At 49.8% G+C, this 21,310-nt stretch carries 17 protein-coding genes and 1 riboswitch; of the genes, 3 read left to right on the top strand and 14 right to left on the bottom strand.

What is annotated here, in order from left to right:
• Positions 1-35: 35 nt before the first annotated feature.
• The 10 genes from guaB to sigK all read right to left on the bottom strand — a co-directional run bounded on the left by guaB (position 36) and on the right by sigK (position 12,048).
• Positions 36-1,493, bottom strand: a complete 1,458-nt coding sequence (guaB, locus tag DXD02_RS03145) for an IMP dehydrogenase (protein WP_117509520.1) — start codon at positions 1,491-1,493, stop codon at positions 36-38.
• A gap of 69 nt (positions 1,494-1,562) precedes the next feature.
• Positions 1,563-2,072 (bottom strand): DUF6106 family protein, encoded by a 510-nt coding sequence (locus DXD02_RS03150; protein ID WP_055227377.1) that lies wholly within the window; start codon positions 2,070-2,072, stop codon positions 1,563-1,565.
• A complete protein-coding gene (locus DXD02_RS03155) occupies positions 2,065-2,736 on the bottom strand; it encodes a hypothetical protein (RefSeq protein WP_118659227.1) in 672 nt (223 codons plus the stop codon). The genes DXD02_RS03150 and DXD02_RS03155 overlap by 8 nt, the downstream gene beginning before the upstream one ends.
• Positions 2,737-3,004: 268 nt before the next feature.
• Positions 3,005-4,630, bottom strand: coding sequence for a chaperonin GroEL (gene groL, locus DXD02_RS03160; protein WP_022462186.1), 1,626 nt, complete (start codon positions 4,628-4,630; stop codon positions 3,005-3,007).
• 36 nt (positions 4,631-4,666) lie between these two features.
• On the bottom strand, positions 4,667-4,951 hold the full coding sequence (gene groES, locus DXD02_RS03165) for a co-chaperone GroES (protein WP_022462185.1): 285 nt from the start codon (positions 4,949-4,951) through the stop codon (positions 4,667-4,669).
• Positions 4,952-5,298: 347 nt separating this feature from the next.
• Positions 5,299-6,120: a GTP-sensing pleiotropic transcriptional regulator CodY gene (codY, locus tag DXD02_RS03170; protein WP_022462184.1), complete on the bottom strand. Its 822-nt coding sequence runs from the start codon at positions 6,118-6,120 to the stop codon at positions 5,299-5,301.
• 260 nt (positions 6,121-6,380) lie between these two features.
• Positions 6,381-8,462, bottom strand: a complete 2,082-nt coding sequence (gene topA / locus DXD02_RS03180) for a type I DNA topoisomerase (protein ID WP_055227381.1) — start codon at positions 8,460-8,462, stop codon at positions 6,381-6,383.
• 367 nt (positions 8,463-8,829) lie between these two features.
• Positions 8,830-9,699, bottom strand: a complete 870-nt coding sequence (dprA, locus tag DXD02_RS03185; RefSeq protein WP_118659228.1) for a DNA-processing protein DprA — start codon at positions 9,697-9,699, stop codon at positions 8,830-8,832.
• 3 nt (positions 9,700-9,702) lie between these two features.
• Entirely contained in the window at positions 9,703-11,226 is a 1,524-nt protein-coding gene (locus DXD02_RS03190; protein WP_117509525.1) for a YifB family Mg chelatase-like AAA ATPase, read from the bottom strand.
• A gap of 195 nt (positions 11,227-11,421) precedes the next feature.
• Positions 11,422-12,048 (bottom strand): RNA polymerase sporulation sigma factor SigK, encoded by a 627-nt coding sequence (sigK, locus tag DXD02_RS03195; protein WP_118666424.1) that lies wholly within the window; start codon positions 12,046-12,048, stop codon positions 11,422-11,424.
• Between the two features lie 136 nt (positions 12,049-12,184).
• Between sigK and DXD02_RS03200 the strand changes: the two genes are divergently transcribed.
• On the top strand, positions 12,185-14,236 hold the full coding sequence (locus tag DXD02_RS03200) for a HelD family protein (protein WP_118666371.1): 2,052 nt from the start codon (positions 12,185-12,187) through the stop codon (positions 14,234-14,236).
• 58 nt (positions 14,237-14,294) lie between these two features.
• Here DXD02_RS03200 and DXD02_RS03205 read toward each other — a convergent pair whose 3' ends face one another.
• Entirely contained in the window at positions 14,295-15,839 is a 1,545-nt protein-coding gene (locus DXD02_RS03205) for an alpha-amylase family glycosyl hydrolase (RefSeq protein ID WP_117761016.1), read from the bottom strand.
• Between the two features lie 198 nt (positions 15,840-16,037).
• On the opposite strand from DXD02_RS03205, the gene DXD02_RS03210 reads away from it, so the two are divergent.
• Positions 16,038-16,913: an AraC family transcriptional regulator gene (locus DXD02_RS03210; RefSeq protein ID WP_158580110.1), complete on the top strand. Its 876-nt coding sequence runs from the start codon at positions 16,038-16,040 to the stop codon at positions 16,911-16,913.
• Positions 16,914-17,004: 91 nt separating this feature from the next.
• On the opposite strand, the gene DXD02_RS03215 is transcribed toward DXD02_RS03210, so the two are convergent.
• Entirely contained in the window at positions 17,005-17,829 is an 825-nt protein-coding gene (locus DXD02_RS03215; RefSeq protein ID WP_118666373.1) for a TrmH family RNA methyltransferase, read from the bottom strand.
• Between the two features lie 359 nt (positions 17,830-18,188).
• Between DXD02_RS03215 and DXD02_RS03220 the strand changes: the two genes are divergently transcribed.
• The gene (locus DXD02_RS03220) at positions 18,189-18,647 is read left to right on the top strand and encodes a DUF2798 domain-containing protein (protein WP_118666374.1); all 459 of its coding nucleotides are present in this window, start codon (positions 18,189-18,191) and stop codon (positions 18,645-18,647) included.
• Positions 18,648-18,759: 112 nt separating this feature from the next.
• Here DXD02_RS03220 and DXD02_RS03225 read toward each other — a convergent pair whose 3' ends face one another.
• Together DXD02_RS03225 and DXD02_RS03230 are read right to left on the bottom strand one after the other, a co-directional pair.
• A complete protein-coding gene (locus DXD02_RS03225; RefSeq protein ID WP_118666375.1) occupies positions 18,760-19,371 on the bottom strand; it encodes a hypothetical protein in 612 nt (203 codons plus the stop codon).
• A 139-nt stretch (positions 19,372-19,510) separates the two neighbouring features.
• The gene (locus DXD02_RS03230; protein ID WP_117761012.1) at positions 19,511-20,815 is read right to left on the bottom strand and encodes a sirohydrochlorin cobaltochelatase; all 1,305 of its coding nucleotides are present in this window, start codon (positions 20,813-20,815) and stop codon (positions 19,511-19,513) included.
• Positions 20,816-21,109: 294 nt separating this feature from the next.
• A riboswitch (cobalamin riboswitch) is annotated at positions 21,110-21,303 on the bottom strand.
• Positions 21,304-21,310: the final 7 nt, after the last annotated feature.

The raw sequence follows: 21,310 nt of genomic DNA on the forward strand, positions 1-21,310 counted from the left end.
CCTTTCCCCCTTCTGCCTTTTGCGACTTTTTATTCTTATTTATCGTCCACGCTGTAGTTCGGAGCCTCTTTGGTGATGTGGATATCATGCGGATGGGACTCTTTTAAGGATGCTGCGGAAATCTTCACAAATTTTCCGGTCTCCTTTAAGGTCTCAACATCTTTTGCTCCACAGTAGCCCATGCCGGAACGAAGTCCGCCGATCAGCTGGAATACGGTATCCTCTACAAGACCCTTGTATGCCACACGGCCTTCCACACCTTCCGGAACCAGTTTCTTGGCGCCGGTCTGGAAGTAACGGTCTTTACTTCCGTTCTCCATGGCTGCGATGGATCCCATTCCACGGTATACTTTGTATTTTCTTCCCTGGAACAGTTCGAAATCTCCCGGGCTCTCATCGCATCCTGCGAAGATGCTTCCCATCATGCAGACATTGGCACCGGCTGCGATAGCCTTTGTCATGTCTCCGGAGTACTTGATACCGCCGTCGGCGATGATCGGAGTTCCGGTCTTCTTTGCTTCCTCATAGCAGTCCATAACGGCTGTGACCTGCGGTACACCGATACCTGCAACGACACGGGTCGTACAGATAGAACCAGGTCCGATACCGACTTTAACAGCGTCTGCTCCGGCTGCGATCAGGTCTCTTGTTGCCTCTGCGGTTGCCACGTTTCCGGCGATTACCTGCAGATCCGGATAATGCTCTTTGATGAGACGAAGTGTTTTGAAGATATTTGCGGAATGTCCGTGAGCGGAGTCGATGACGATCACGTCTACGTGTGCTTTTACCAGCGCATCGACACGATCGAGCACGTTTGCCGTGATGCCGACTGCGGCACCGCAGAGCAGACGTCCCTGCTCATCCTTGGCGGACAATGGGTACTTGATGGTTTTCTCGATATCTTTGATGGTGATCAGACCTTTGAGGTTGAAATCGTCATCGACAATCGGAAGTTTTTCTTTTCTGGATTTTGCAAGGATTGCTTTTGCCTCGTCCAGCGTAACGCCTACTTTTGCAGTGATCAGGTTTTCGCTGGTCATGGACTCTTTGATTTTCTTGGTGAAATCAGTTTCAAACTTCAGATCACGGTTTGTAATAATACCAACCAGTTTTCCGTTCTCGGTAATCGGGACACCGGAAATACGGAATTTTGCCATCAGATTATTGGCATCTTCCAGGGTGTGCTCCGGAGACAGATAGAACGGATCGGTGATAACACCGTTCTCAGAACGTTTTACTTTGTCTACTTCTTCTGCCTGCTGCTCAATCGACATATTCTTGTGAATAATACCGATTCCTCCCTGACGTGCCATGGCAATTGCCATACGGTGTTCTGTAACCGTATCCATGCCGGCGCTCATCATCGGGATGTTCAGCTTGATCTTCTTGGTCAGATGCGTAGTCAGATCTACCATGTTTGGGGTTACTTCAGAATACTGCGGAACCAGAAGCACATCATCGAAGGTAATACCATCACCAATAATTGTACCCATTTTCATTTCTTCCTTTCTTCTTAAGTCTTTTTGATTTATCACCTAATTTAACATAAAACAAAAAAGCTGTCAATCCATAAATACTTTTCTTGGTGCACGGTTGCGGATATCTTTTAACATCACTTCGTCCGGCTCGAAGATCACCATCTGCATGGCATTGTCCTTGGAGATGACGAATGCGTACGGTTTGTGGCCCTGTCCTTCGATGCCGGAGGAATAGTTGTAACGTTTGATACTCTGGTTGTTTTTGTAGGAATCAAGCTGATGGGACTGGTACGGCGCCAGGATTTCCATGTTGGAAAGCTCATAGCTTGCGGCTCTTTTTCTTCTTGACTGCGAATAGATGCGGTCGATGTCCAGCTCGCCGTTGACGTACAGATACTCAAACTCTACCGAAAGCTTCGGGATAAAAATATAGTCTACGATTCCAAGAACCAGCGCAAGAAGCAGAATCAGCGGATTCATCATAATTCCTGCGGCTGCAAAAAGAACGGTAAAGAAGATCAGAACTCCTTTGATCGCCTTGTCTTTTCCTGTCTGCTGTTTTTTCACCAGCACTTCTGTGTACAGATCACTCATTTACTCCATCCTCCTCAAGATATTCGATCAGTTTTGCTACATTGTCCGCGTTCTTTGTATTGACCAACACGGTCAGATAACACGGCTCATAGTACGTAAGGCCCATATCCTGGTACTTTTTCAATTTGGAAATGTCGAGGCAGGTATCTCCCGCCTTTATCCCGTACTTCTCACACGTCGCTTCGTCAAACAGTGTGGACAGATCCAGAAAATAATCGTCTTTGCTGTAGTTGTCGTACACGGCCTGTGAACAGATCAGAACATCCATGCTCTGTGCGGCAATCACGGCTGTGAATTTCATCAGCGTGTTGTAATCCGCGTTTTCCAGTTTTTCACCGAAGCTGTAGCTTGTATCGATGCTTACCTTTTCGTACTTATCTCCGGTTCCGAGCGCTTCTTTTAGGTCCTCCTCGATCGGACTTACATCCTGCAGTCCTGCGTAATCCACTACGGCAATGCTCACGAGGTCATAATACTTCGCATTTTCATGGATATTCACAATCGTGCCGATGATGAAGATAACAGCGATGATGCCGAAAATGACAGCCTTGTAGTATTCCCAGATATAGGCCAGTTTCTCTTTAAAATTCATTTTCGACAGCTTCTCTTTTTCGAGCTGCATCTTCTCCTTCCTTGTCATGTCGGATTCATAACGACTTGCCATGTGTGTTTCTTCTCCTTTGTTGTATTTCCCTCAACATCCTACAAATCAGTATAGCATAAAACGCCGGAAGCGTCCATATACGCCGCCCGGCGAAAGCATGAAAACTTTCTGAAATTTTTTGTAACGATTCAGGGCCATGCGAAATGGAAGAAAAACTTTCCACTAAAAAATCGGCCGGCAAAGACAGGACTTCGGAACCCATGTTCCGCTACGGTCTTTGCCAGCCGGTTTTCTTATTTTGTTTTACCAGACATTTTTATCCCGGAAATTACATCATTCCCATTCCGCCGTCTGCGCCTGCCGGCATAGCCGGAGCCGGCTCTTTGATGGTGGAAACTACGGACTCGGTGGTCAGCAGGGTTGCGGAAACGCTGGTAGCGTTCTGCAGTGCGCTTCTGGTAACCTTAACCGGATCAAGGATACCAGCCTGGATCATGTCTACATACTCTTCGTTGTATGCATCAAATCCAACACCTACTTTGGACTCTTTTACTTTGTTGATAACAACAGCGCCTTCCAGACCTGCGTTTGTTACGATGTGGAACAGAGGAGCCTCAAGTGCTTTCTGTACGATTCTTGCACCGATCTTCTCGTCGCCGTCCAAGCTGTCAATCAGCTCTGCAAGCTGTGTTGTTACATGGATGTATGCAGAACCGCCGCCTGCGATGATACCCTCTTCTACGGCTGCTCTCGTTGCATTTAAAGCATCCTCCATACGGAGTTTTTCTTCTTTCATCTCGGTCTCGGTTGCTGCACCTACACGGATCACAGCTACGCCGCCTGCCATTTTTGCCAGTCTCTCCTGCAGTTTCTCTTTATCGAACTCAGAAGTGGTCTCCTCGATCTGGGATCTGATCTGGCCGATTCTTGCTGCGATGGCATCTTTTGCGCCGGCACCGTCAACGATAACGGTGTTCTCTTTCTGAACTTTAACAGATTTTGCACGTCCGAGCATTTCCAGAGTAGCGTCTTTTAATTCCAGACCAACTTCCTCGGAGATCACCTGGCCGCCGGTCAGGATTGCGATATCCTCGAGCATTGCTTTTCTTCTGTCGCCGTATCCCGGTGCTTTGACAGCTACTACGTTGAAGGTTCCGCGCAGTTTGTTGATCACGAGTGTCTGGAGAGCCTCGCCCTCTACGTCCTCAGCGATGATCAGCAGTCTTGCGCCGCTCTGTACGATCTGCTCCAGCAGCGGAAGAACTTCCTGAATGTTGGACAGTTTCTTATCGGTAATCAGGATATATGGATTGTCGAGAACGGCTTCCATTTTCTCCATATCGGTGCACATGTAAGCGGAGATATATCCACGGTCGAACTGCATACCTTCTACCAGCTCCAGCTCGTTCTGCATGGTCTTGGACTCCTCGATGGTGATAACGCCGTCTTTGGAAACTTTTTCCATAGCGTCAGCTACCATCTGGCCTACTTCTTCGCTTCCGGAAGAAACAGCTGCAACTTTTGCAATCTGCTCTTTGCCTGCTACCGGCTGGCTCATCTCTGCAAGGATCTGAACAGCTTTATCGGTTGCTTTCTTCATTCCCTTACGAAGAACGATCGGGTTAGCGCCTGCTGCCAGGTTTTTCATTCCTTCGTTTACCATAGCCTGTGCCAGAACGGTTGCGGTTGTGGTACCGTCACCTGCTACGTCGTTGGTCTTTGCAGCAACTTCTTTGATGAGCTGTGCGCCCATGTTTTCAAAGCCGTCTGCCAGCTCGATCTCTTTTGCAATCGTAACACCATCGTTTGTGATGAGCGGAGCGCCGTACTGTTTGTCCAGAACAACGTTTCTTCCTTTCGGTCCAAGGGTTACACGTACGGTATCTGCAAGCTGGTTTACACCATTCTGAAGAGCGTTTCTTGCCTCTGCTCCATATTTAATCTCTTTTGCCATGATTGTCATGCCTCCTGATTTTTACTTGATTATTCTTTATTTTACAACTGCCAGAATGTCATCCTGTTTTACGATGATGTACTCTTCGTCTTCCAGTTTGACGTTGGTTCCTGCATATTTGGAATAGATTACCTGATCTCCGACTGCAACTTCCATTTTTACTTCTTTGCCGTCTTCTACTTTTCCAGGTCCTACTGCGATAACCTCAGCCTGCTGCGGTTTCTCCTGTGCCTGTCCCGGAAGTACGATACCGGATTTTGTGGTTTCCTCTGCTTTTAACTCTTTTAATACAACTCTGTCACCTAAAGGTACTAACTTCATTTATGTTTCCTCCTTCAAGATTTCATTCAGTTTTATTTATTAGCACTCAGTTCATTCGAGTGCTACTTGATGGTTCTTACTATAGTGTTTTCCACCTCATTTCGCAAATGTATGAATTTTGTAATTCTCTTTTTTTTTCTCGTGATAGCTCTTAATTTCTCTTATTTTCTCGTTTTTTCTTATTTTGGCAACTTTTTCATATTTTATACTCTCTTTAGAATCTAATTATAGTTTATTCCTAAAAACTGGAATGATACCATTTTTTTCCGCTCCACGAATGCTTTTTTGCACAAAAAGAAACGGCGCCATTCTTAAACGGCTCCGATTCTTTTCTACATTCCACTTTTTTATTTTTTCGCCTCGTCCGGATGGGCATCGCCCTTTCCTTTCAGGTTCTTTCTTGCTTTGATCTCGTCGAGTTCATCAAAGATATAATCATTTAATACCTTGATATACGTTCCCTTCATACCGCTGGAACGGGACTCGATGACGCCTGCGCTCTCGAATTTGCGGAGGGCATTTACAATGACGGATCTTGTGATGCCGACGCGGTCTGCAATTTTGCTTGCAACCAGAATGCCCTCATCCCCGTTCAGTTCATCAAAGATATGGATGATGGCTTCCAGTTCGGAGAAGGACAACGTGTTGAATGCGGATTTAACCACCTGAACCTTGCGGTTTTCCTCCACATTTTCCTCGTTGACGGAACGCATCATTTCCAGTCCGACAACGGTTGTGCCGTACTCACTGACGATGATATCGTCGATATCGTACTGCGGGGTGCAGCGGTACATAAATACGGTACCAAGGCGTTCTCCGGCGATCTCGATCGGGCAGATAATTGCGGTGTAGCGCTCTACACCAGGCCGCTCAAAGCCGAGGGTCTGTAAATTGACGTTCTCTTTTGTGGAGAGTACGCCGAGGAGACGCTCGTTTAATGCGGCATCGACATAACCGCCCACCTTATCCTCGATCAGCTCCGTAATTTCTTCCACGCCCGGGCAAAGGCTGATGCCCAGCACTTTTCCTTTTTTACTGATCACCAGGATATTGGAACTTAACGTTTCCATCAGGACTTCACAGATATCGTTGAACACGACCTTCGTGGAGTGATTGTTATGAAGCAGTTTGTTGATTTTTCTGGTTTTATCCAGCAGTTGTACGCTCATGTTCTTCTCCTTTCTTTATTTTCTGCATTTTTTTGGCGTATCCGCCGAAAAAAATGCACACTGATGCCTTTTTCAGACAACCCTTAAAACTAAGCTCATTCTATCATGTAGTTTTCCGGAAATCAATATATTTTTCAGAAAACTATAAATTTTATAAAAATTCATGCTAAATTTTTTCGGATCTTCCTGTTTTTCCGCCTCGATAAGCAAAAAAAACGGCCTGCACCAGTTTTTCACCAGTACAGACCGCTTTGTCATTCTCAGTCTTCGTCTTTCTTTTCGCGTGCTTCTACATAGCCGCACTGCTCGTCCGCGCAGACCAGCTTATTGCCTTTTTCCAGCATATAGCCGCCGCACTGCGGGCATTTCTTGGCAGACGGTTTCTGCCAGGACATGAAATCGCATTCCGGATTGTTTTCGCATCCATAATATTTCCGTCCTTTTTTCGTCTTGCGCAGGATCACTTCTTTTCCGCACTTCGGACACGGAACACCGATCTTTTCCAGATACGGCTTCGTGTTCTTGCAGTCCGGGAATCCCGGGCAGGCGAGGAATTTTCCGTGCGGGCCGTATTTGACCACCATGTTGCGGCCGCAGTTCTCGCAGATGACATCCGTCACCTCATCCTCTACCTTAACTTCTTCGAGGTTCTTTTCTGCCTCTGTGACCGCCTCATAGAGATCCGGCCAGAAGTTCTCGACTACTGTCTTCCACGGAACACTGCCATCTCCAACCCTGTCGAGCAGAGCTTCCATCGTTGCCGTAAAGTTGACATCCACGATGCTCGGGAATGCCTCTTTCATCATGTTGTTGACCACCTCGCCGAGCTCTGTCATGTAAAGGTTCTTGTTCTCCTTTGCCACGTAACGGCGGTTGATGATCGTTGTGATGGTCGGCGCATACGTACTTGGACGGCCGATGCCGAGTTCCTCAAGCATTTTGACAAGGGATGCCTCGGTGTAGTGTGCCGGCGGCTGTGTGAAGTGCTGCTGCGGATCCATCTTTTCCAGTGCCAGCTCCGTTCCTGCCTCCAGGCTCCGGACAGCGGCGTTTTTCTCTTTCTTTTCCTCATCCGGATCGGTGTAAACGGACATGAAACCATCAAATGCCAGACGGGAGGAAGCTGCTGTAAAGAGATACTCTCCTGCATTGATCCGTGCGGAAATTGTCTCATAGACGGCCGGCTGCATGCGGCTTGCCACAAAGCGTTTCCAGATCAGCTGATACAGGCGGAACAGATCTCTTGGCAGGGATTCTTTTACCATTACCGGTGTATTCGTCACATCGGTCGGACGGATGGCCTCGTGCGCATCCTGTGCCTTGCTGTTTTTATTCTCCGTCGTGTCCCCGCTTGCGGTATATTTTGTGCCGTACTGCTCCTGGATAAAGGAACGTGCTGCCGCATCGGCCTCCTCGCTGATTCGTGTAGAATCGGTACGCAGATAGGAAATCAAAGCGATCGTTCCCTTTCCTTTTACTTCCACGCCCTCGTAGAGCTGCTGCGCCAGACGCATCGTCTTCTGCGTGGAGAAGTTCAGCACCTTCGATGCTTCCTGCTGCAGGGTACTCGTGGTGAACGGAAGCGGTGCTTTCTTGGAACGCTCTCCTTTTTTCACTTCGGATACGGTAAAGGTCTCATTTTCCAGTCCCTTTAAGATTTCATCGAGCTGCTCTTTCGTCTCGATCGCCATCTTTTCACTGCCTTTGCCGTGGAATTTTGCGACGAGCGGTTTCTTCTCGCCCGGAATTTTCAGATCTGCTTCCAGTGTCCAGTATTCTTTCGGAATGAACGCATTGATCTCATCCTCGCGGTCGCCGATGATGCGCAGTGCAACGGACTGCACACGGCCGGCGGAAAGTCCGCGTTTGATTTTCTTCCATAACAATGGGCTGATTTCATAACCTACCATACGGTCGAGGCAGCGGCGCGCCTGCTGCTCGTCCACCAGGTTCATATCGATGTCGCGTGCCTGTTTGATCGACGCTTTGACTGCTGATTTTGTGATCTCGTTGAAAGTGATGCGGCGCATCTTGTTCTCATCGAGATTCAGCGCAATCGACAGATGCCAGGAAATTGCCTCTCCCTCGCGGTCAGGGTCAGTTGCGAGATAAACTTTATCTGCTTTTTTTGCGGCTTTTCGAAGAGATGCCAGAAGCTCTCCTTTTCCGCGGATGGTGATATATTTTGGTTCAAAGTCATGTTCTACATCAATTCCAAGCCGGCTTTTCGGCAGATCGCGCACATGGCCCATAGATGCTGCAACTTCGTAATTTGCCCCGAGATACTTTTTCACCGTCTTGACTTTTGCCGGTGATTCCACTATTACAAGATATTTTGCCACCTCTGATGCCTCCTGAATACATATTTTTATAACTGTCCAGATCTATATTGCGTTTTTCATATCGCATAGTTCTGCATCATTACAAATTCCAGAATAATTCCTAAATTAGTCGTAACTTCCACTGACTATACACCAAAAAGTTTTTTCTTGCAAGTGTTTTCCATTTTTAAAATGTACCATTTTTCGATGTTTCCCGACAAAATAACAGGATTTTTTCAATTTTTTAACGATTTTTCCTGATTTTTTTCTTTTCTTTTTCCTTTTTCAGACATGCACGCGGCGCAGAAGAGCCCCCTTTTTTCTTTTTCTTCTATTATAATTGTGCACCGGGCGGAATATCACAAAACCTTTCTTTTCCTCGTCCCTTTTACGATAACGCCATGTACACGCCCGGCGGATTTTCCGCAATAATGCCGTCAATTTCGAGTGCCAGCAGAATGCCGGTCAGCTCCTGCAGCGGGATTCCGGTGCTGCCGGCAAGCTGTGCAAGATTCTGCGGTTCTGCCGCGAGTGTTTTCAGAACCATTTCCGCCTCTTTTCCATAGCGCGGACGCGGTGCGGCTCTTTTTGTTCCGGCCTTTTTCACGCCCAGCTCCTCGAGAATCGTTTCGGGTGAAATCGCAATTTCCGCTCCCTGCGCGATCAGGCGGTTGCAGCCGCGGCTTGTCGCATCCGTTGTCCGTCCGGGCAGGGCAAATACCGTTTTTCCCTGCTCCAGCGCGTAGTCCGCCGTAATGAGCGAGCCGCTCTTCTCTTTTGCCTCAATTACCAGAACGACATCTGCCAGCGCACTGATCACGCGGTTGCGGATCGGGAAATGCCACGGAAGCGGCTCTGCGCCCGGCGGAAATTCGCTTAAGACACCGCCTCCGTTCTCCAGCATCCGCCGCATCAGCGGGTAATTCTGTTTCGGATAGCAGATATCCACGCCGCAGCCAAGCACGGCAAACGTCTTTCCCTTTCCGCGCAGTGCCCCCTCGTGCGCCGCCGCGTCGATTCCACACGCCAGTCCGCTGATCACCGCCACGCCGTTTGCCGCCAGCACCTGCGCGAAAAAGGCCGCCTGGCTCTTTCCGTACGCCGTACACATCCGCGCGCCCACAATCGCCGCTGTTTTCTGCTCATCCACCGGCAGCGCGCCCCGCACGAAAAGGCGGGACGGCATGTCCGCGAACGGCATAAGCCGCTCCGGATAGCCCTCCTGCCCGCGGCCGACTGTAAAGATTTCCATCGCCATACGTCAGATCCTCCATATACTTTTGTCGGCGCTCCGAAAGCAGATCGCCTCGCTGATATGCGGCACGCCGATTTTGACCGCCCCGTCCAGATCCGCAATTGTCCGCGCGGTGCGGATAATCCCGTGGTAGGAACGCGCGCTGAGGCGCAGGCGGCGGAAGGCATCCTCTAAAAGCTCTTCCGCTGCCTTTTCCAGGATACAGTATTTCTCGATCTGGCCTGCTTTCAGTTCGCTATTGAAATGAATCGACTCCTGCCGGTAGCGCGCCGCCTGAATTTGCGCCGCTGCCGTCGCTTTTTCCCGCATCCTGGCCGAGGATTCGCACCGCTCCTCGCCGTGCAGATCCTCGTAGGAAAGTGCTTCCACCTGCACGCAGAGATCCATGCGGTCGAGGAACGGCTGGCTGACTCTCGAGAGATACCGGCTGATGTCGCCGGGTGCGCAGGTACAGCGCGATAAGTCGGGGTAAAAGCCGCAGGGGCAGGGGTTCATTGCCGCCACCATCAGAAATGACGCCGGAAACACATAGTTTCCGCTGACACGGGAAATCACAATCCGGTGCTCCTCGAGCGGCTGGCGCAGGATCTCAATGGTTGTGCGCGTCATCTCCGGGAGTTCATCAAGGAAGAGAACACCGCGGTGTGCCAGCGTAATTTCGCCCGGGGACGGCTGTTTTCCGCCGCCTGCAAGAGCCTGCGGCGACATCGTGTGATGCGGAGCACGGAAGGGCCGCTCCCGGCGGACACCCTCTCCTTTGGCAAGCATTCCGGCGATGCTGTAGATCCGCGTTACTTCCATCTGCTCCTCCTCAGACATCGGAGGCATGATCGTCGGAATCCGCCTTGCAATCATGGATTTTCCGCTGCCCGGCGGCCCCAGCATCAGCAGATTGTGAAATCCGGCCGCAGCGATGAGCGCCGCCCGCCGCGCCGCCGTCTGGCCCTGCACTTCGGAAAAGTCCGGCTCTTTTCCGTCCTCCTTCTTTTGATTTTCTATAGACGGAAGCGACGGCATTTTCCCTTCACAGCAGTAGTTCAAAAGCTCCTGTAAATTCTGGATTCCAACGACGTGAAGCCCGCCGACCAGACCCCCTTCCGCGGCATTTCCGGCCGGAACAAGAAGCGTTGTGCATCCAAGCTCCCGCGCCTTCGCCGCTGCCGGAAACACACCGCTGATCTCCTGCACATGGCCGTCAAGGCCGAGTTCGCCGAGCACCATCGTTTTCCGGAGTGACCCGGGCGGAATCCGGCCGAGCGTCATCAGAACGCCCGCTGCAATCGGAAGATCGAAACGCGATCCTTCTTTTCGGACGTCCGCCGGGGATAAATTAATCGTAATTCGTTTCGGAGGCAGGGAAATTCCCATGTTTTTGAGGGCTGTCCGCACGCGGTCCTGCGCCTCCTTTACCTGGGCACTCACGTAGCCGACCATCGTAAACTGCGGCATGCCGTCACTGACATCCGCCTCCACCTGCACCGGAATCATCTCCATGCCCGAGACGGTGGCTGATAATACACTGCAATACAAAGAAAACCTCCTTTTCTTTCAGTAGCAGGTCGTATAGTTCCTATTTATTTTTCATTTTGGGAAAATGTCCGGCAAGAACACCGGGAAGATATTATCTTTGATTTTTATTCGAAAAAGTAAGGATAAGGAAACCTTTTCTGCACCTGATTTCCTTACCCTTTATTATAGAAGCAGTCCGTTTGAAATGTCAAGCATTTACGAAGCGGCAAACCGTAACCGCAACTTTTCAATTGCATTCTTCTCGATCCGCGACACGTACGAACGGCTGATGCCGAGCCGGGCAGCGACCTGTTTCTGTGTGTATTCTGCTTTTCCGCCAAGGCCGTACCGGAGAAGAAGCACCTGTTTTTCCTGCTCTTTTAATTCCGAATCCAGATAACAATACAGCCGCACCGCGTCCTCTTTCCGGTTGTACTGTTCCGCGATATCCTCCCCGCCGCCCTCCACGATGTCGAGCAGATGGATCTCATTTCCCTCCTTGTCGGTTCCGATCGGCTCGTAGAGGGAAATCTCCCGTGCCGTTTTCTTTTTGCTCCGAAGATACATCAGCAGCTCATTATCAATACAGCGGGCGGCGTATGCGGCCAGCCGGTTTCCTTTTTTCGAATCATATGTCATCACCGCCTTGATGAGGCCGATCGTTCCAATGGAAATCAGATCGTCGAGATCATCGGGCAGGCCCTGATACTTTTTCACAACGTGCGCGACCAGGCGCAGATTCCGCTCGACCAGAATGTCTCTGGCTTTTGTATCGCCCCTCTGATACGCATCCAGACAGCTTTTTTCTTCCTGTGCAGACAGTGGTTTTAAAAAGGTTTCCAAGAAAAGCGGCACCTCAAAGGGGATTTTTCTTTATTTTATGTTTGAATTGCAGGAAACGTGCCTGTCTGCTATACTGATAAAATCAGCCGGGTTTTCCGGCACTCGACATTATATTTTTAAGAGGAGGTTTCCTTTTATGACAGACCAGAAAAACGGACAGGAATATCTTTCTTTTGTGCTGGAAAAGCTGCAGGCGCGTCTTGCCGAGATTAGTCAGTCTCTGCTGGACGGACAGAAAGAAATTGAAAATATGCACGATTATTACTGGCAGAACTATACCGAGATGGACCAGTACGGATATGAGGATTACGACAATCAGCAGGCGCTGCTGCATCAGGTGAATGCGAATCAGGAGCAGCTTCTTCTGCGGAGCCGCTTCCGGAAAATGCTGGATTCTCCGTTCTTCGGGCGTGTGGATTTCCGCTATGACGGGGATGATGAGCCGGAAATTTTCTATATCGGCATCGGCAATTTTGCGGAGCGGCCGGGCGAGCTGCCGCTGATTTACGACTGGAGAAGCCCGGTCAGCGGTCTTTTCTACGATTTTGACCGCGGGCCGGCTTCCTATCTGGCGCCGGGCGGCGAGATGACAGGGGAAATCTGTTCCAAGTGGCAGTATAAGATCCGGGATGGAAAGATGATTTACGGATTTGAAAGTGATGTGAAAATTGATGATGATATTTTAAAGGCGGAGCTTGGCAGCAACGGCGAGGTACAGCTGAAGAATATTATCCGCACAATTCAGAAGGAACAGAATGCGATCATCCGCAATACGAAGGACCGGATTCTGGTAATTCAGGGAGCGGCGGGAAGCGGCAAGACATCGGTGGCGCTGCATCGGATTGCCTACCTTTTGTATCATGACAGACAGAATCTGAAGTCTTCGAATATTCTGATTTTATCGCCGAACGGGGTATTTTCGGATTATATTTCACATATTCTGCCGGAGCTCGGTGAGGAGAATATTCAGGAGATGAGTTTTGATCTCTTTGCTTACCGCAAATTACAGGACACGGCGGCGGACTGTGAGGACCGCTGTGATCAGATTGAGCGGGAGATGCGGGATCCAAAAGCCGCAGAACGGTTTGCTTTAAAACAGTCGCAGGCGTTTGTGGACCAGATGGAGGGATTTGCGCTGGAGCTTGAGGACGAGCTGATGAATTTCTCAGACGTTTCGTATAAGTCGTTTGTGAAGTCAGAATCGGAGATTATTACGCTGTTTTATGACAAGTTTGCGGATATTCCGCTGCTCTCGCGGATGGATGCGGTGGCGGAGACGTTTATTGACGAGATCGAGACGCTGCTGAACCGGGATCTGCCGGAGGAGGAGCGGATTCCGCTCATCGAAAAATTCCGGAAGATGTATGAGACGATGGATTTTTATGTTCTCTACAATCGTTTTCTGAAGAAAGAGGGATATCAGACGCTGCCGCGGCGGCCGTTGGAGAAGCGGAAACTGCGGTATGAGGATGTGTATCCGGTTCTGTATCTGAAGTACCGCCTGTCGCGGCAGGCGGAGCGGTCGAATATTAAGCATCTGGTGATTGATGAAATGCAGGATTATTCGCGGCTCCAGTATCTGATTATCCGGCGGATGTTTTCCTGTAAGATGACGATTCTCGGCGACCGGGTGCAGACGATGGCGGATCAGCAGCAGGATGTACTGCAGTTTTTACCGGGGATTTTCGGGAAGGATCTGCGGCGGATTGAGATGCGGAAGAGTTACCGGAATACGGTGGAAATTGCGTCGTATGCGGCAAATCTCATTGGCGTGACGGATCTGGAGCTGTTTGAACGGCACGGAATGCCGGTGTTGGAACGGGATGTCACGGATCTTGAGGCGGCTCTGCGGGAGGCAGTGGATACGCTGTTTCCAGATGAGAAAACGTATGAGACGGCGGCGGTGATTGTCCCGGATGAGAAGACGGCGGAACGGGCTTATTTGATTTTGCGGGAGATTCTGTCGGAAAAAGATTTTGACTGTGAGAAGCGGCTTTCTTGGCTGAACCGTGACAGCTCCAGTTTTAAGAAAGGACTGACGGTTACCACATTTTATCTGGCGAAAGGGCTGGAGTTTGATCAGGTGTTCTCGATTTTCCCGAAGGACGAGAAACGGGAGATAATGATGCAGGCGCAGTATATTGCAGCGACCAGGGCATTGCATGAGCTGAGAGTGTATCATATTTAAAAACAGGGAGATCCTCCGAAAAAATTCGATTGGATCTCCCTGTCATTTTTATTTTCGATCAGATATGATAGAATCCTGCGGACTGTGCCGGGATGGTGATGGTTCCGTCTTTGGATTCTGCTTTTCCTCCGATCGTGTAGAGGGCATCCTTCAGCTCTGCACTGTATGGGAAGGACTGCTCTTTGTCGGATGGGTTGATGATGACGAGGACTTTTTCACCCTCAGCCTCACGGACGTATGCCAGCGGATACTGGTTTTTCTCTGCATAAACGAACTCGATGGTTCCGCGGCTTAAGAGTGCTTTGCTGCTCTGGCGGATCTGGATGAGTTTTTTAACTTCGTGGTACAGGGAATCCGGATCGGCCATCTGTGCTTTTGCAGTCGGACGGTCTTTGCCCGGATCCATGGTGATGTAGAGGTCGCTGGCCGGTGCGCTGGAAAATCCTGCGTTGGTGCTGTCATCCCACTGCATCGGAGAACGGGAACCGGTGCGGTTGTATCCGCCCTCAACGGATTTCAGGCCTTCGACGTAGCGCATACCGATTTCATCACCGTAGTAGATGAACGGCGCACCTGGCATGGAAAGAAGGAAAGCGAAAGCAATTTTCAGCTCATCCCCCTGCAGACGGCGTGCCAGACGGTCCATATCATGGTTTCCGGACGGGATGCAGATCAGGCCTTTCTGTGCGGTCTTATTGTAGTTGGTTTTGTAGGTCTCTACAAACTCAGAGATATCTCCTTTTCCGCGTTTGGAGAAGAATGGCTCATCGCAGCGGAACAGATCGTTGTAATGGGACGGTCCAAAGTGAAGCAGGAAGTCCATGTGGAAGCCGCCCTGTAAGGATTTGTCCGGCTCGCCCCACTCGGATACCATGGCTGCATCCGGGAACTCGGCGTCGAGGAATTTCCGTACCTGCTGCCACAGGCGGATGGTTCCTTTGCCTTCCTGATCGTTCTTTACCAGGGAGCCCGCCATATCGACACGGAAGCCGTCGCAGCCCATGTTCAGCCAGAATCTCATGACATCTTCCATCGCTGCCAGCGTTGCCTGCGGTCCCTCATCATCAAAGGACTGCTGCCACGGTTTTTCCGGATCCGGCTGATAAAAGCCGTAGTTCAGGGCCGGCTGGTTGGAGAAGAAGTTGATGGCGCAGGCGCCGTCACGCTCGGAAATGCCGCGCAGGCTTCCCATTCCTTCCGGTGCTTCCCATACGTTATTGGTCCATACGTAGCGGTCTGTAAATTCATTGCGGTCTGCTTTCATGGATTCTTTGAACCATGGATGCTCAACAGATGTATGGCCCGGAACCAGGTCGAGCAGAACGTGCATGTCACGTTTGTGTGCTTCTTCGAAAACTCTCTTCAGATCCTCATTCGTTCCGTAGCGCGGTGCAACGCGGCAGTAATCTGCGACATCGTATCCTGCATCACCGAATGGGGACAGGAAGCACGGGTTGATCCAGATGGCGTTGCAGCCCAGCTCCTTGATGTAGTCTAATTTTTCAATGATACCCTGGAAATCTCCGATTCCGTCGGCGTTGGTGTCGTTGAAGGACTGCGGGTAAATCTCATAAAATACTGCGTTATCTAACCATTTTGACATTTTTTCTTTTCCTCTTTCGCTCTTATTTCTGCTGTATTTTCGTCGTTGCAGCAAGTGTTTCTATATGATATATTACTACTGTATCCGCTGAAATACCAGTAATTTCCTATTTCATTCTAATACTATTCTATGATTTTATGCATGCCGCGCTCTGCCATTTCCGGCATTTTACGGACATGCTTTTTGGAGGAGGATTTTATGATGCTTTCTGCTGCGAAAGAAAAACGCCAGCACGGCTCCATGCAGGTTCCCTACAGTTATTATGACTGCCGGATGCCCGACTATTTTCCCGGCGTACCGCTGCACTGGCACGGGGAGATGGAGCTGAATTATATCAAACGCGGAACGGGGTATTTTCAGTATGAGGACCGTCTGCTTACGGCGCATGCCGGTGATATTTTTCTGATTCAGCCGAACCTCGTACATGCCATTCTGCCCGCCGAGCAGGAGTCGATGTTTTATGATACGATTGTTTTCCACAAGAATATGCTGATCGGCGGGTATGACGACCGCAGCTACACGGAAATTCTGCAGCCGTTTTTCTCCGCCCGGCGCCGCATCCAGGCACCGATTTCACCCGAACATTCCAGTTATGCTGCACTTTCTGCATCCGTCCAGCAGATTTTCCGCTGCATCCGTGAAAACTCTGCTGTCTCCGATCTTCTGCTGAAAAGTGAGCTGCTCCGCTTCTTCTATCTGCTCGCCGCATCGCCAGAACTCTGCACCGATCGTCCCGCCATGCCTGCGTCTGCTGAAAACCTGCGGCCTGTGCTCGCCTATATCCAGGAGCACTTCGCCGACCCGATTACCATAGAGGAACTTGCCAGGCTGTCGCATTTGAGCAAAAGCTATTTTATGAGCTGTTTTAAGCAGACCTTCGGACTCGGGGCCGTTGAATATCTGACACAGTTTCGGATCAAAGCCGCCTGCGAGGCGCTGCGCAGTACGACGCGGAGTGTGTCCGAAATCGCGTACGACAATGGTTTCCGCAACCTTTCCAACTTCAACCGGCAGTTCCGAAGCAAAGTGGGATGTACGCCGCAGATGTATCGGAAGGAATTTCAAAATCCGTAAATTCAAAAAGGGATGCATCAAAATATGCATCCCGAAAATCTATCTCTGATCCTATTTTTATTCCGTAATCTCCGGTACCGACGGAACATCTTTATCTTCTTCCCGCCAGCTCCCAGAATGCGACAGCGCTCGCCGCAGCGACGTTCAGTGAATCCACACCGTGTGTCATCGGAATCAGCACGGTTGCATCTGTTTCAGCGATCGTATCACTTGCCAGTCCGTCACCCTCGGTTCCGAGCAGAATGGCGAGCTTTTCATGCGTTTTCAACGACGGATCATCCATCGGAACGGAGTCTTCTTTTAATGCCATCGCAACGGTATAAAATCCAAGTTCCTGCAGTGCAGCAATTCCCTGCTCCGGCCAGTAACTGCCGCCTGGCAGCACGGTCCACGGGACCTGGAAGACATTTCCCATGCTCACGCGGATGGCGCGGCGGTACAGCGGGTTGCTGCAGCCTGATGTGAGGAGCACGGCATCGATGCCAAGCGCGGCGGCAGAACGGAAAATCGCACCGACATTCGTCGGGTTCACGACATTTTCCAGAATCGCCACGCGGCGGGCATTCCGGCAGATTTCCTCCATAGCCGGAAGCGTGCGGCGGTGCATCGCGCAGAGCATGCCGCGCGTGAGGGCAAAGCCTGTGAGCTGTTCCAGCACCTTCGTCTCTGCTGTATAGACCGGCGCGTTCGGGCAGTGCGCAAAGAGTGCTTCGTTTGCGGCAAGCTCTGCGCTTCCGGCAAGGAACGAAACCGGTTCATATCCGGCATCCAGCGCACGCTCGATGACACGCGGACTCTCCGCAAGAAAAAGGCCTGGCTGCGGTTCATAATAGTGCAATAACTGCGGTTCTGAAAGACGCGCATACACGTCGAGCTCCGGCTCCGCAAAGTTTTCGATTTTTCTGATCTCTGACATAATATTGATTTCCTTTTGCGTTTTCTCTTTGTTTTCACTATGTTCTATTGTAGCAATCCCGCTCCCGTTTCGCAATCCATTCTTTTTCCCGCCGGTGCCGTTCCCCGCACCATTCGCCAAACCGTGCTTCCAGCACGCATCGAATTTTCTTGTTTATCTGTCTTTTTTAAAAATTTCTCAATTTCCTCTTGCCAAACGCCGCCGGAGACGTTATAATAATCGACGGTTCAAAATTAAAAACTGCAGAAAAGATTGGTATCAGATTGGAAACGGCACAAGTGCATTGCTTGGTTAACGAACAACACATGTGTCTTTTTTGCGCCCATTTTTCAAAATTGCAAAGAAAAGGAGAACAATCGATGCCAAAAACAAAATTTCAAAACATTGTATTTACCCTCATGATGTCCTTTCTGATGGTCTATGCCATGATCTGCTACAACATTTCCATGAACATCGGCGGAATGACAAATCAGGTCTTTCTGATGGCGTTTCACGAGATGATAATCATGTGGCCGGCCGCTTTTATCCTCGAGTTTTTCCTCGTGGATCATCTGGCTCACAAATTAGCTTTTTGCATGGTAACACCGCAGGATCGTCCGATCGTAATCACGCTGGCAATTTCCATTATGATTATTGCTATTATGTGTCCGATTATGAGTTTTATTGCAACGCTGCTGTTTAAAAATGCCGGAAAGGAATTCGTTGCTGTCTGGCTCCAGACCACGTTTTTAAACTTCCCGGTTGCCTTCTTCTGGCAGCTCATGTACTGCGGACCCTTCATCCGTTTTCTGTTCCGCAAACTGTTTCCGGAAAAATAAGAAAAGATATCCACAAAGGCGAACCGCTTTTCCCCTCTCTTTCCACAATTTCTGTGGACAGACGGTGCAAAATGGTTCGCCTTCTGTGGATATCTTTTGTTTTCTTCCGGGATTACTCCTGCGGTACCGGATTGGATACGCTGACTACATGATCATACCAGGTTCCTTTTTTACCAATGATCGCAACATTGAAATCCTCGTCCAGTTTTTCTACCGGGATATCAAAGCCGTACACTTCATCTGTGGTTCCGTCAGAATACGTTACCTCATCTGTGGTCGGCTCGATCAGCTCTGCGCCGTCTGCCTGTGCTTCTTCTTTTGTTCCCCCAAAGACATTGACAATGTTTTTGGATACCAGGCTGACGTGGATGGTCATTTTTCCGTCTTTTACCGTCAGGACACCCTTTCCTTCTTTTGCTTCATTGACATGGAACATATTGCTGTCTGTATTGAAGTCTGCCGTATACGTACCGTCTTCCAGCTCTGATGCGCTGCTTTCTCCTGCAGTCTCCGCTGCCGATGCGCTTTCTGCTGAAACATCTGATGTGGATGTACTGCTCTCTGCCTTAGATGCATCCTGTACAGAAGCGGAAGATGCGTCTGCCGCAGAAGACGCAGATACTGCAGATGCAGAAGATGACGCTGCATCCTTTCCGCCACATGCGCCGAGCATGGATACAGTCAGTGCTGCTCCAAGAAAAAGAACTGCCAATTTTTTTCTCATAATAAAATTCCTCCTTGTATCACCTTGAAGCGGATCTTTTTCATCCGCTCAACTTAAAATCCGACAGCACACTGAGTCTCTTCAGCCGTACTGCCGGATCTTATTTTACTCTATTTTACGTTCGGAATACAACCCCTAATTATTCAGCATCGTCCTGAACGCCGTTGCCGTCCATAGCTGCCTTGGTGTGCTGTACATACAGCTGCTCAACAGCATCAATTCTTCCAAGACCTTCGATCTGAGTGTTGATCTCATCGAATGCACCGGATGCCTCAAACTGGCTCTTCCAGGAATCCTCATCCTCGCCTGCCATATCGTTGTTTGCGTGATCACCTGCAACAACCATCAGCGGACGAAGAATTACTTTCTTGTATCCGGCTGCTTTTACTGCCTCGATCACATTCTCGCAGGCGGTCTCTTCCGGCTCGCCCTCAACGGTTCCGATGAATACGTTTTTGTATCCAAGAGTATCCATCTGTGTCTGCATCTGGCTGTAAGTTACTTTTGCATTGTGGGAAGTACCATGTCCCATAAATACGAAAGCAGTGCCGTCCTCTGCTGCTGCATCCAGACTGTCATAATTTGCAGATTTTACTGCCTGTGCCGTGATTGCTTCTGCAACGGCCTGTTTGTCCTCGTTGATTACGGTAGCGTCACTTCCAACCTCGCCAAGCAGCGGCTCTGCGATGGTTACGGACTCAAATTTATCTTTATAGCTATCTACTGCTTCTTTCAGCTCGTCGTACTCTGCGCCGTGCATCAGATGAGTCGGCTGAATAATCAGTTTTTTCACGCCATTGCTTACAGCTCTTTCCAGTGCCTGATCTACGTTGTCGATCTTCTCGTCATCGCGGGCCTGTACATGGTTGATGATGATCTGTGCAGTGAAGGCACGTCTTACGGACCAGTCCGGATATGCAGCCTGCAGAGCTTTCTCAACGCCTCCGATATCCTCAGCACGGCTGTCGTTGAAGGAAGTACCAAAGCTTACAACCAGAAGCTCATTCTCGCCGATCTCGTCTCCGTTTAACGGATCATCCTTGGAAGCATCCCCTGTGTCTCTTCCGAAGTAATCCGGATCTGCGTTCTCTCCTTCTACAAGTTCCTTCTGCGCGTCTGTCAGGGCATCCCATGCCTCTTTTGCTTCTTTGCACTGCTCGTCGGTGTTATCATTTCTTTCCTGTACATAAATTGCGTCAATCAAAGCTGCCACTTTATCTGCTGCCTCCTGGTCTGCATCTGCGGATACCTCTTCAGATGCAGAAGATGCGCTTACGCTGCTGCTTGCTGCTGTGGTGTCTTCCTCAGATGCGGAAGATGCACTTACGCTGCTTGTTGCTGTGCTGCTTGCGCTGCTGCTGGATGCGTTGCTGCTTCCGCATGCGCCGAGCATAGATGTTACCATAGCTGCTGAAATTAAAGCGACTACAAGTTTCTTTTTCATTTTTGTTTTCCTCCCATTTGCTGGTATCTTTGCAACAACCAATATCGGGGACGTCTTACATTTCAAACTATGAGAAACACGCTCCGCGAGTTTCTCAAGTTATCGCGGCAGTCGCTAAGGTCTCGTGCAAGCACGGACTTTGGCTCGTTGCCCGCGTAAATAGAAAGAAGCCCTTTCGTTTTTCAACGAGGGGCTTCCAGTATTTTCATCACAAAGAAAACCATCTCACCCGCTGTGGGGCAAATGTCCGCTTTCCTGTTTTGTACTGCCAGTTCCTCGTGGCACGAACGTAACGTTCCTGTACTGCGAAAGGCAGGTCTCCCGGCTCATTGCTTCAGGATTTGACTCCAGCGCATCGGTCTCCTTCCCGGTTTCCCAGTGGATCATTCCCCTGCTTGCAAAATACGGTGACGAGTTCGTGCAGGATTCACACCTGCTTCCCTTTTCACCGGACACGTATGTCCGACACCTTACACATCGATATTTAATTGTCTT

It is taken from the genome of Blautia sp. TF10-30 (assembly GCF_003481245.1).
GTDB lineage: Bacteria > Bacillota > Clostridia > Lachnospirales > Lachnospiraceae > Fusicatenibacter > Fusicatenibacter saccharivorans.

Coding starts and splice junctions, on each gene's coding strand:
- DXD02_RS03215 (WP_118666373.1), bottom strand. CDS start 17,829: ATGTCAGAGATCAGAAAAATCGAAAACTTTGCGGAGCCGGAGCTCGAC.
- DXD02_RS03220 (WP_118666374.1), top strand. CDS start 18,189: ATGCCAAAAACAAAATTTCAAAACATTGTATTTACCCTCATGATGTCC.
- DXD02_RS03150 (WP_055227377.1), bottom strand. CDS start 2,072: ATGAGTGATCTGTACACAGAAGTGCTGGTGAAAAAACAGCAGACAGGA.
- groL (WP_022462186.1), bottom strand. CDS start 4,630: ATGGCAAAAGAGATTAAATATGGAGCAGAGGCAAGAAACGCTCTTCAG.
- guaB (WP_117509520.1), bottom strand. CDS start 1,493: ATGGGTACAATTATTGGTGATGGTATTACCTTCGATGATGTGCTTCTG.
- DXD02_RS03210 (WP_158580110.1), top strand. CDS start 16,038: ATGATGCTTTCTGCTGCGAAAGAAAAACGCCAGCACGGCTCCATGCAG.
- DXD02_RS03225 (WP_118666375.1), bottom strand. CDS start 19,371: ATGAGAAAAAAATTGGCAGTTCTTTTTCTTGGAGCAGCACTGACTGTA.
- DXD02_RS03155 (WP_118659227.1), bottom strand. CDS start 2,736: ATGGCAAGTCGTTATGAATCCGACATGACAAGGAAGGAGAAGATGCAG.
- DXD02_RS03205 (WP_117761016.1), bottom strand. CDS start 15,839: ATGTCAAAATGGTTAGATAACGCAGTATTTTATGAGATTTACCCGCAG.
- codY (WP_022462184.1), bottom strand. CDS start 6,120: ATGAGCGTACAACTGCTGGATAAAACCAGAAAAATCAACAAACTGCTT.
- dprA (WP_118659228.1), bottom strand. CDS start 9,699: ATGGCGATGGAAATCTTTACAGTCGGCCGCGGGCAGGAGGGCTATCCG.
- DXD02_RS03200 (WP_118666371.1), top strand. CDS start 12,185: ATGACAGACCAGAAAAACGGACAGGAATATCTTTCTTTTGTGCTGGAA.
- DXD02_RS03230 (WP_117761012.1), bottom strand. CDS start 20,815: ATGAAAAAGAAACTTGTAGTCGCTTTAATTTCAGCAGCTATGGTAACA.
- groES (WP_022462185.1), bottom strand. CDS start 4,951: ATGAAGTTAGTACCTTTAGGTGACAGAGTTGTATTAAAAGAGTTAAAA.